The 10,679-nt window shown below is 72.4% G+C and carries 11 protein-coding genes and 1 rRNA gene; 10 read left to right on the top strand and 2 right to left on the bottom strand.

Annotation, left to right across the window (positions count from 1 at the left end; translation table 11 throughout):
• The 10 genes from rrf to ABZ858_RS28805 form a co-directional block, all read left to right on the top strand.
• A 5S ribosomal RNA gene (gene rrf / locus ABZ858_RS28850) occupies window positions 1-88 on the top strand; the annotation flags it as partial.
• A 73-nt stretch (window positions 89-161) separates the two neighbouring features.
• Window positions 162-806, top strand: a complete 645-nt coding sequence (locus ABZ858_RS28845; RefSeq protein WP_361384779.1) for an HAD family hydrolase — start codon at window positions 162-164, stop codon at window positions 804-806.
• A gap of 105 nt (window positions 807-911) precedes the next feature.
• The gene (locus ABZ858_RS28840) at window positions 912-1,655 is read left to right on the top strand and encodes a VC0807 family protein (protein ID WP_361384776.1); all 744 of its coding nucleotides are present in this window, start codon (window positions 912-914) and stop codon (window positions 1,653-1,655) included.
• A 119-nt stretch (window positions 1,656-1,774) separates the two neighbouring features.
• Window positions 1,775-2,998 carry an MFS transporter gene (locus ABZ858_RS28835; protein ID WP_361384773.1) on the top strand — a complete coding sequence of 408 codons (1,224 nt, stop codon included), beginning with the start codon at window positions 1,775-1,777 and terminating at the stop codon, window positions 2,996-2,998.
• Entirely contained in the window at window positions 2,949-4,121 is a 1,173-nt protein-coding gene (locus tag ABZ858_RS28830) for an acetoin utilization protein AcuC (RefSeq protein ID WP_361384770.1), read from the top strand. Before ABZ858_RS28835 ends, ABZ858_RS28830 begins: the two co-directional genes overlap by 50 nt.
• Before the next feature lie 184 nt (window positions 4,122-4,305).
• Window positions 4,306-5,121: a phosphatase gene (locus tag ABZ858_RS28825; protein ID WP_361384811.1), complete on the top strand. Its 816-nt coding sequence runs from the start codon at window positions 4,306-4,308 to the stop codon at window positions 5,119-5,121.
• A gap of 129 nt (window positions 5,122-5,250) precedes the next feature.
• Window positions 5,251-5,463 (top strand): helix-turn-helix domain-containing protein, encoded by a 213-nt coding sequence (locus ABZ858_RS28820; protein ID WP_157842153.1) that lies wholly within the window; start codon window positions 5,251-5,253, stop codon window positions 5,461-5,463.
• A gap of 123 nt (window positions 5,464-5,586) precedes the next feature.
• Window positions 5,587-5,685 (top strand): AURKAIP1/COX24 domain-containing protein, encoded by a 99-nt coding sequence (locus tag ABZ858_RS28815; protein ID WP_003948845.1) that lies wholly within the window; start codon window positions 5,587-5,589, stop codon window positions 5,683-5,685.
• A gap of 184 nt (window positions 5,686-5,869) precedes the next feature.
• Window positions 5,870-6,931, top strand: a complete 1,062-nt coding sequence (locus ABZ858_RS28810; protein WP_361384767.1) for an NAD-dependent epimerase/dehydratase family protein — start codon at window positions 5,870-5,872, stop codon at window positions 6,929-6,931.
• Window positions 6,932-6,945: 14 nt separating this feature from the next.
• Window positions 6,946-8,016 carry a lysophospholipid acyltransferase family protein gene (locus ABZ858_RS28805; protein WP_361384764.1) on the top strand — a complete coding sequence of 357 codons (1,071 nt, stop codon included), beginning with the start codon at window positions 6,946-6,948 and terminating at the stop codon, window positions 8,014-8,016.
• Between the two features lie 112 nt (window positions 8,017-8,128).
• Here ABZ858_RS28805 and ABZ858_RS28800 read toward each other — a convergent pair whose 3' ends face one another.
• Both ABZ858_RS28800 and ABZ858_RS28795 read right to left on the bottom strand, forming a co-directional pair.
• A complete protein-coding gene (locus tag ABZ858_RS28800; protein ID WP_361384761.1) occupies window positions 8,129-9,370 on the bottom strand; it encodes a DUF5667 domain-containing protein in 1,242 nt (413 codons plus the stop codon).
• A gap of 284 nt (window positions 9,371-9,654) precedes the next feature.
• The gene (locus ABZ858_RS28795; RefSeq protein ID WP_361384757.1) at window positions 9,655-10,479 is read right to left on the bottom strand and encodes an ECF subfamily RNA polymerase sigma factor, BldN family; all 825 of its coding nucleotides are present in this window, start codon (window positions 10,477-10,479) and stop codon (window positions 9,655-9,657) included.
• Window positions 10,480-10,679 lie beyond the last annotated feature (200 nt).

Here is a 10,679-nt window from a genome sequence, read left to right as displayed (position 1 = left end):
CGGTTACATTCCGAACCCGGAAGCTAAGCCTTACAGCGCCGATGGTACTGCAGGGGGGACCCTGTGGGAGAGTAGGACACCGCCGAACAATTCTTCGGGAAAACCCCGCATCGAAAGATGCGGGGTTTTTCTGCGTTCAGGGGGCGTTTAGGCTCTTTCCCATGCGCTATGACCTCGTCATCTTCGACAACGACGGTGTGCTCGTCGACAGCGAGCCCATCTCCAACCGGCACCTCGCCGCCTACCTCACCGAGCTGGGGCACCCCACCTCGTACGAGGACTCCATCCGCGACTACATGGGCTCGGCGATGCACCGGATCCACGACCTCGTCCTGGAGCGCACGGGACAGCGGCTGCCGGACGACTTCGACGACGTCTTCCACGCGCGTGTCTTCGCGGCGTTCCAGCGGGAGTTGCAGCCGGTGCCCGACGTCGGCACGGTCCTGGAGAAGCTGGCCGCCGACGGGACGCCGTACTGTGTCGCGTCGTCGGGCAGCCATGAGCGGATCCGGGTGGGGCACCGGACGACGGGTCTCGACCGGTGGTTCGACGAGTCCCGGATCTTCAGCTCGCAGGACGTCGGACGGGGCAAGCCGGCGCCGGACCTCTTCCTGCACGCCGCCCAGCGGATGGGAGTGGCACCGGGCCGCTGTGTCGTCGTGGAGGACTCCCCGCTGGGCGTCCAGGCCGCCGTGGCCGCCGGGATGGACGTGTACGGGTTCACCGCCATGACGCCCGCCGACCGGCTCGACGGTGCCACTCAACTCTTCGCAAAGATGGGAGACTTGCCTGACCTGCTGATATGAGCGGGGGCATGACCGGGGCCACCGGCGCGGGGCTGACATTTGTCATGCGGACCTCCGGACGATCGGTTCTGTCGGCGGACCCCCTGGGGCGGCGAAGCTTGGGGCATGACGAAGCACACGGGGAACCACAGCCGGAACACCACGCAGAACCCGAGCGCGCTGGACAACTTCCGGCCGCTGATCCTGGACGTGGCCGTGCCGCTCGGCTCGTACTACGTCTTCAAGAACGCCTTCGACATGAGCACCTTCGCGGCGCTGGCCTGGAGCAGCGCGGTGCCGGCCGTGCGGACGGTGTGGAGCCTGATCAGCGAGCGCCGGATCAACGCCCTGGCGGCCCTGATCCTGTTCGTGAACGTCGTCTCGCTGCTGCTGAGCTTCCTCTCCGGTGACCCGCGGCTGATGCTCGCCAAGGACAGCGGGGTCAGCAGCACGGTCGCCATCGGCATCCTGGTCTCCGTGGCACTCGGCAGGCCCATGATGACCGCGGCACTCAAGCCCTTCATGGTGAAGGGCGACACCGCCAAGGAGGCCGCCTGGGAGCGGCTGGCGTCCGGGGCGGCGGCCGGCTCCGCGGCCTTCCGCACCAAGGAGCGCGTGTTCTCCGTGGTCTGGGGCCTGGCCCTGCTGGCCGAGTGCGTGGCGCGGATCGTGGGCGCCTACACCCTGCCCGTCGACACGATGGTCTGGCTGGGTACGGTCCTCACGGTCGCCGCGATGGGGGTCGCCTTCGTGGTCAGCGGCGGACTGGCCGCCGGACCGATGGAGGAGATGATGGCCGCCGAGGCCGAGGCCGAGGCCGCCCGGGCCGCCGCCGGTCAGCCCGCGGCCGCCGTCACCGCCGCCGCCTGAACCACCCGCACCAAGCACCCGCACCAAGCACCCGCACCAAGCGCCTCGGTAGAAGCTGAAGGAAATTCATCTTTGGCTGGATCTACCCACAGGTAGCCAGGGGCCCTACGCTCGCCGCCATGACAGATGTGCTGCGGCGCGGTAGGGCCTCTCTGGCGTTCAGCTTCTTCGCCCAGGGCGCCGCGTTCGCCCTCCTGGTGACGCGCATCCCGGCGATCCAGGACCGCTACGGCCTCACCGACGCCCAGCTCCCCATCGTGCTCGCGGCGGTCCCGGTCCTGGCCGGAGTCGGCAGCGTGACCACCGAGCAGCTGGTGAAGCGGATACGCCCCAGCCGGCTGCTGCGCTGGTCGCAGCCGCTGGTGCTGCTGGCCCTGCTCGGCGCCGGGGCCGGGCACGGCCTCGCCTCGATGGCCGCCGCGCTCGCCGCGTTCGGGCTGGCCGTGGGCGCGCTGGACGCCTCGATGAACATGCTCGGCGTGAGCCTGCAGCGGACGTACGGGCGCAGCATCATGCTCAGTTTCCACGCCGCCTACAGCCTGGGCGGGATCGTGGGCGCCTCGCTGGCCTGGGTGGGGGCGCACTGGCACCTGGCGCTGTGGGTGTCGTACCTGCCGGTGGTGGCGGTGCTGCTGCCGGCGACGCTGGTGGGCAGCCGGTGGTACGTGGACGGCGGGCCCGGTGCCGGCGGGGAGGCGGCCGGGGACGGCGGGCGCGCGGGCGGGACGGTCGTCTTCAGGCTGCTGCTGCCGCTGTGCCTGGTGATGACCTTCGCGTACATCGGGGACTCGACCGTCTCCAACTGGAGTGCCAAGTACCTCCAGGACACCCTGGGCAGTTCGGAGCAGCTGGCGACGGTGCCGTACAACGTCTACATGGTCACCACGCTGCTGGGGCGGGCGATCGGGGACGTGGGGGTGCGGCGGTTCGGGGCGGCGGCCGTGGTGCGGCTGGGGGCGCTGGTGGCGGCGCTGGGCTTCGCGGTGGTGGCCTCGGCGCCGGGGGCCTGGGTGGGGATGCTCGGGTTCACGCTGCTGGGGCTCGGGCTGTGCGTGCTGGTGCCGCAGACCTTCGCCGCCGCCGGGCGGCTGTTCCCGGGGGACTCGGACGCGGCGATCGCCCGGCTGAACATCTTCAACTACGTCGGTTTCCTGGTCGGCTCGCCGCTGGTGGGCGCGCTGGGCGACGCGTGGAGCTATCGCGGGGCGATGCTGGTGCCGATGGTGCTGGTGCTGGTCACGCTGGTGTACGCCCGCTCGTTCGCGCCGACGGCGGACCGATACGGTGGCGGGCATGAGCGGCCGCACACAGCTGATGTGGGACGAGGCAGTGACGGGGTATGACTTCGGCCCCGACCATCCGATGGACCCGGTCCGTCTCGCCCTGACCCGGAAACTGGTCGGTGCCCTCGGGCTCGACCGCGAGGTGCGCCTGGCCGCGGCCAAGCCGGCCGGGGAGTCGACGCTGCGGCTGGTCCACCGGCAGGACTACATCGAGGCGGTGAAGGCCGCGTCGGCGGACCCGGGCGCGGCGGACGGATCGTACGGGCTCGGGACGGTGGACGATCCCGCGTTCGCCGGGATGCACGAGGTCTCCGCGCTGATCGCGGGGCAGTCGGTGGGCGCGGCGGAGGCGGTGTGGCGCGGGGAGGCGCCGCACGCGGTGAACTTCACGGGCGGGCTGCACCACGCGATGCCGGGGGCGGCCTCCGGGTTCTGCGTCTACAACGACGCGGCGCTGGCGATCGCGCGGCTGCTGGAGCTGGGCGCCGAGCGGGTCGCGTACGTGGACGTGGACGTGCACCACGGGGACGGGGTGCAGGCGGCGTTCTGGGAGGACCCGCGGGTGCTGACCGTCTCGCTGCACGAGCATCCCCGGACGCTGTTCCCGCAGACCGGGTGGCCCGAGGAGACGGGCGCCGACCGCGCGGAGGGCTCGGCGGTGAACGTCGCGCTGCCCGCCGGGACCGGCGACGCGGGCTGGCTGCGGGCGTTCCACGCGGTGGTGCCGGAGCTGCTCGCGGACTTCCGGCCGCAGGTGCTGGTCACCCAGCACGGGGCCGACACGCACTTCGAGGACCCGCTGGCGCATCTGGCGGTGTCGCTGGACGCGCAGCGGGCCGTGCAGGTGGCCTGTCACGACCTGGCGCACGAGTACGCCGGGGGCAGGTGGGTCGCGCTCGGCGGGGGCGGCTACGCGGTGGTGGAGGTCGTGCCCCGGTCCTGGACGCATCTGGTGGGGATCGCGGCGGAGCGGCCGGTGGAGCCGGGGACGGTGATCCCGGAGAGCTGGCGGCAGGAAGTGTACGCGCGGACGCGGCAGTTGGGCCCGATGCGGATGACGGACGGGCGGTGGCCGGTGGAGTGGGCCGGGTGGGAGGCGGGGTACGACCCGGCCGACCGCCTCGACCAGGCCGTCCTGGCGACCCGGCGGGCGGTGTTCCCGCTGCGGGGACTGCTGGCGTAGCGGATCGCGCGGCCGGTCGCCCGGCCGTCCGCCGGGGTGCTTACGCCGACCGTGCGGTGTTCGGCCGTTTCCGGGACGGCCGGCCGCGGCGTCCGCCACCATCGCATCCGTGTCGAGCCCATCCGTGCCGAGCACCGCCGTGTCGAGCACCACCGTGTCGAGCACCACTGTGCCGAGCACCGCCGTGCCGAGCGCCACTGTGCTCCGGGCCCATCTGGTGCGCACCGGCCTGGCCGGGGCCGTGGCCACCACCCGGGAGGCGAGCCTGCGCAGCTACCGGCTGTTCGCGGCCCGCGATCCCCGCGTGCTGATCGGGATCGACCCCGAAGGGGCCTGGGGTCAGGGGGAGTTGCTGCGGCTGATGGCGCGCAGGTGCGGGGTGTCGGCCGACCCCGGGCACACCGCCGGCCGCGATGTGATCGACCCCGCGCTGACGCTGGCGGCGCTCGGTGCCTTCGCGGACCGGCTCGGCGCGGTCGCCCGGCGCGGCGCCCCGGTGCTCCTGGGCACCGGGCATCCGCACCGGCTGCTGGATTTCTACGCCGCGCTGGCAGACGCCTTGTCGGCGGCGGGATGTACTGTCCTCACCCCGGCGCAGGGTCGCCGTGTCGACATGACGACCCGGTTCGGTCTACGTACGCACCGCCTCGACTATGTACGCGGGGTCGGTCTGGTCCGGCCCTGGGACGGCGGGCGCACGGGTGGTGAGCCCGGCGCGCACACCCACTCGCCGCTGCCCGTACGGCTGGCTCTGGAGGCGGCCGCGGACGCCGGCGGGCCGCTGCCCGAGCTGGTGATCGGGGACCACGGCTGGGTCTGCGGAGCAGGTCAGCTGGGGTTCGAGGCGATGGGTCCGGCCGACACGGACGATCCCGCGCCGTTCGTGGGTCAGGCGGAGGGGCGCGTGGCCGTCGTCGTGCCCCTCGATGACGGTGTGCGAGCCGACTACTACCGTCCGCTCATCCGCTACGTACTCCAGCGAGCGCGGCCGGCACCGTAGACCGCCGGTGCATGCACCTCTTCCCCACTCGCACCACACGCCCCTAGTCTGGGGAGTGAGCACGCAGCGACGAAGAGTCACCGGAAGGGGAAGCCGGTGGCCGTCGCGTGCGGAAGGTGCAGGTGTGTCATGGCTGCAGCTGGCGAGAGGCCTCTGAACGAGGTCCAGTTCCTCACCGTGGCGGAGGTAGCCTCGGTGATGCGAGTGTCGAAGATGACCGTGTACCGGCTGGTGCACAGCGGTCATCTGCCCGCGATCCGGGTGGGGCGGTCCTTCCGCGTCCCGGAGCAAGCGGTTCACGAGTACCTTCGCGAGAGCTATGTGGGGGTGGACACCGCCTGAGGGAGTCCCGGCGAACACCTCGATTAACGACCTCAGCACTCGGGCGGGTAGGCTAGCCCCTCGTAGGTCGTGTGGGCCCATGGCGCCCAAACACCGAGTGATGAGAAGTGAGCGAGGGTAGTCGTGGGCTCTGTTATCAAGAAGCGGCGCAAGCGGATGGCCAAGAAGAAGCACCGCAAGCTGCTGAAGCGCACCCGCGTCCAGCGTCGCAACAAGAAGTAGTGACGCCGGTCGCGCCCCTGTCGGTGCGCGACATCGCGAAAGCGTGTTCGTGGCCCTCCACCCGTGCGGTGGAGGGCCACTTTCGTCACGTCACGCAGCCGACGGACATCACAGCGCGACACCGAGCGGATAGGTTGGCCGCACACGGGGAACGCGGCAGGCGACGTGAAGGAAGGCGCTGATCTTGGGACAGACCGTGCTCGTGACCGGAGCGGCCCGCCGGCTCGCCGGCCGGTTCGTCCGGCGGATCCAGCGGGACGCGCAGGTGGACCAGGTGATCGCGGTGGACGTGGTGCCGCCCGAGCACGAACTGGGCGGGGCCGAGTTCGTCCAGGCGGACATCCGGCAGCCCACCGTCGCGCGGGTGCTCGCCGAGACCGGCGCCGACACGGTCGTGCACCTGGACGTGACCGGCACCGCGCTGGGCGGCGGCAGCCGGGCCACGGTCAAGGAGACCAACGTCATCGGCACCATGCAGCTGCTCGGCGCCTGCCAGAAGTCCCCGAGCGTGCGCCGGCTGGTGGTGAAGTCCTCCACCAACGTCTACGGCTCCGCGCCCCGCGACCCCGCCGTGTTCACCGAGACCACCCCCGCCAAGTCGCTGCCCAGCGGCGGCTTCGCCAAGGACGCCGTCGAGGTCGAGGGCTATGTGCGCGGCTTCGCGCGGCGGCGCCCGGACGTGGCCGTGTGCGTGCTGCGCTTCGCCAACATCCTCGGGCCCACGGTGGACACCCCGCTCGCCTCGTACTTCGCGCTGCCGGTGCTGCCGACCGTGTTCGGCTACGACCCGCGGCTGCAGTTCGCGCACGAGGACGACGTGATCGAGGTGCTGCGGATCGCCTCGCGCGAGGCCCGCCGCGGCACCCTCAACAGCGGCACGTTCAACATCGCCGGCGACGGCGTGCTGCTGCTCTCGCAGTGCGCGCGGCGGCTGGGCCGCCCCACGGTGCCGCTGCTGCTGCCCGCGGTCACCTGGGCGGGCTCGCTGGTGCGTACGCTGGGGATGACGGACTTCTCACCCGAGCAGATCCGACTGCTCACCCACGGCCGGGTCGTCGCCACGGACGAGATGCGCGGGACGCTCGGCTTCGAACCCGGCTACACGACCGCGGAGGCGTTCGCGGACTTCGTCCGCAGCCGCGGCCCGGGCCTGCTGCCGCCGGAGGCCCTCGCGGGGGCCGTCGACCGGATCGCCGCCCTGTCGCACCGGGGCAGCGGCCACCCCACGACGCAGAGCGCCAACTGAGGAGCGCAGCAACGATGGCGGACGCCAAGGTCATTCCCTTCGACGACGACCGGTCCCGCGGGGGCGGCGGCGCACGGCCGTCGCGCCGCCGGAGCGGGGGGAGCCGGCGCTCCGGCACCGAGCCCGCGGCGGTCCGGGGAGTCCAGCCGCTCGCGCCCGCGCCGGCGGCGCCGGACGACGAGCCTGCTCCCGGCGGGGCGGCCGCGCCGGGCCGGCCGGCGGCGGGGGACCCGGCGGACGGTGACGGCGGCCTGGAGCGGCGGATCGCGAGCGGCCTGGCGTTCCTGCGGCGCCGGCTCACCGGCGAGTACGACGTCGACGACTTCGGTTACGACGCCGAGCTGACCGATCAGGTCCTGATGTCCCTGCTGCGGCCGGTGTACGAGAAGTACTTCCGGGTCGAGGTGAAGGGCGTGGAGAACATCCCGAAGGAGGGCGGCGCGCTGATCGTCGCCAACCACTCGGGCACGCTGCCGCTGGACGGCCTGATGATGCAGGTCGCCGTGCACGACCACCATCCGGCCGGACGCCATCTGCGGCTGCTCGCGGCCGATCTGGTCTTCGTGCTGCCGGTGGTCAACGAGCTGGCCCGCAAGCTGGGCCACACCCTGGCCTGCGCGGAGGACGCCGGACGGCTGCTGGCGCAGGGCGAGCTGGTCGGGGTGATGCCGGAGGGCTTCAAGGGCATCGGGAAGCCGTTCGGCGAGCGCTACAAGCTGCAGCGTTTCGGCCGTGGCGGGTTCGTCTCCACCGCGCTGCGCCAGGGCGCGCCGATCATCCCCTGCTCGATCGTCGGGGCGGAGGAGATCTACCCGATGATCGGCAACGCCAAGACGCTCGCCCGGCTGCTCGGCTTCCCGTACTTCCCGCTGACGCCCACCTTCCCCTGGCTGGGGCCGCTGGGCGCGGTCCCGCTGCCGACGAAGTGGACGATCCAGTTCGGAGAGCCGATCCGCACGGACGGGTATCCGCCGGAGGCGGCCGACGATCCGATGCTCATGTTCAACCTGACCGATCAGGTCCGCGAACAGATCCAGCACACGCTGTACAAGCTGCTGGTGCGGCGGCGGTCGGTGTTCTTCTGAAGAATCCGTTCTGCTGAGGGTGCCGCCCCGGGGCGGCGGGACGGCGGACGGTACGGCGACGGGGGCGCCCCCGGTGAGAGGGGCGCCCCCGTCGCCGTACCGCCGTGGGGTGCTACTTGGTGTCCTCGCCGTTGATGCCGAGGCCGGGGAGCAGACCCGGCAGGAGTGGCGGGATCGTCACGTCGGGGCCGCCGGCGGGCGGCTTGCCGGTGGACGGTGTGGCGCTGCCGCTGGACTGCGGCGGGTCGAGCAGCCCGCCGGCGGCGCCGCCGATCAGCCCGTCGCCGCCGACGCTGCCGGAGGCCGAGGTGCTGGGGCTGCCGCTGCCGGAGCGGTGGCCGCCCGAGGGCGTGCCGCCGCCGGTGCCGGGCCGGGTGGCGTGACCGGAGCCGGAGGGGCCGGCGGACGACGCGGGCGACGTGCCGTGTCGCTTGCCGTCGCCGCTGCCCGGGGCGGTGTGCTCGGGGAGCAGCGACTGGAGCGGGGCGACCTCTTGGTCTATGGCGTCGAACGCCGACGACACCTGCTCGCTGACGTCCCCGAGCTGCACGGGCAGCTTCTGGCGCAGCGCGCCCCAGACCTCCCGGTGGGACCGGGAGAAGGTGGAGAGCGCCTGGATGGGCCCGAGGGACTCCGGGTCGCGCTCGTACGCCTCGTGGAGCAGGCGGTGGCCCTCGGTGGCGTCGTGCTGCATCCCGGTCAGGGTGCGGCGGATCTCGCCGAGGGACTCGTGGTCCAGGTGGCCGCCGCGGCCGCGGTCGAGCAGCCGGCGGGCCTCGCTCAGCCGGGTCGAGGCCAGGTCGAGATAGGCCTGGCCCTGGCTGTCGGCCCCGTCGGTCAGGTAGTTGAGCCGGAAGTCCTCGATGCCGCGCTTGAGGCCGTACAGCGAGTCACCGGGGAGGGCGTCGGAGCTGGCGGCGGCGACGCCGCCGAAGGCGCTCGCGGCCACTCCGACGCTCAGCCCGCCCGCGGCCAGGCCCTTGGTCAGCCGGGTGCGTGGCCGCAGTTTGCCCAGGCCGCTCGCCCGGTGGGCGCCCTTGCCCCGGTGGCCGCGCTGGCCGGGTACCGACAGCTCACCCGCCTCGCCCGCGGCGGTGCCCTCCTGCAGCATGGCCTCCATCGCGGCCACCAGGCGGGCCCGCTGGACGACCTTGACCTCGGGGTCCAGCTCCGGCCGGGGCAGCGCGGCGAGACCGGTGGCGAGGGCCAGCAAAGGGCCCTGCTCGGTCCGCTCCGCCGCCGGGGCGGGGTCGGGTCCCTCGGACTGCTCGGCCGCCGCGCCCCGGTCGGACAGCTCCTCCAGGGCCTGGGCGAAGGCGTTCGCCCGCCGGTGCGCCGATACGTTCGCGATCACTGGCGGCACCTCCTCTCGTCATGACGGTCGACTCCCCGGGGGTCCTTGAGGGTTGCACGCACGGACCACCGCCACCCGATCGGGTGATCAGCGTGGGCCAAGGCGTGACCGCAGGGAGCCTGTATCCCGCACAACGAGCGGCTCGGCACTTCGGTTACGGACCGCGGAGGATCGGCTTGAGAAGTCAACGTACGTCAACAGAGGGTGAGTTGGAAGTGACCCCGCGTGGACGGCCGGTGCGGGCGGCCCGGAGCGGTCACCGGTCAGCGATCAGCGGTCACCGGTCAGCGGGCGTCGTCCGGCAGCAGCCGGGCGAGTGTGCGCACGGCGCGGTACTGGAGGGTCTTGATCGCGCCCTCGTTCTTGCCCATCACCCGGGCGGTCTCCGCCACGGACAGGCCCTGCAGGAAGCGCAGGGTCACGCACTCCTGCTGCTGGGGGTTGAGCCGCCGCACCGCCTCCAGCAGGGCGGCGTTGGACAGCGACTCCAGGACGGAGTCCTCGGGGGAGCGCTCGACCTCGTTGGCGTCGAGCATCTCGCCGGTGGTGACCTCCAGGCGGAAGCGGCTCGACTTGAAGTGGTCGGCGACGAGGTTGCGGGCGATGGTGACCAGCCAGGCGCCGAAGTCGCGGCCCTGCCAGGTGAAGGTGCCGATGCGGCGCAGGGCCCGTAGGAAGGTCTCGCTGGTCAGGTCCTCGGCGGTCGCCTTGCCGCCCACCCGGTAGTAGATGTACCGGTACACGGTGTCGTTGTACTGGTCGTAGAGGCGGCCGAAGGCTTCGGCCTCGCCGGCCTGGGCGCGTTCGACCAGCTCCATCATCCGGGCGCTGTCGCTGTCCGCGGCGGGCCGGCGGACCGTGGCCGCGGCGGCCGGGCGGCCGCGCCGGCCGGCCGTGCGGCCGTCGACGGCGCTGCGCCCCTCGACGACGGCGCTGCGCGCGGGCGCCTGCTCCATGCCGTCGGCCAGGGCGTAGCGCGGGCCGAGCGGCGCGGCGGTGGCGAAGGCGGGGTCGGCGTACGCGGTGGGGACGAGACCGCGCAGCAGGTCGAGGACCGTTGCGCGGAGCGTAGCCAGGCCCGAGGCGTCAACCCCGACGTGTGGGTACACGGGACTCCCAGAGGCAGAGCTTGCATCACGTGCTGTGCGGAACCGTTCACCCGTCGTGGCGACGAAGCGGTATCGGTTTGCGTCTGAGGAGAATAACGCTTCGTGCAGGGACTGCTACACCGAGTTGCTCAAATCATCGATTACGTCGTTTCCGTAGCCGATTGAGGACCGTTCGAGCAGCCAGAAGTGACCGGTTTCTG

Source organism: Streptomyces sp. NPDC047017 (assembly GCF_040644175.1).
Classification (GTDB): Bacteria; Actinomycetota; Actinomycetes; order Streptomycetales; family Streptomycetaceae; genus Streptomyces.
Note: the sequence above shows the minus strand (reverse complement) of the source record. Positions and strands in the feature narration are given on the sequence as shown.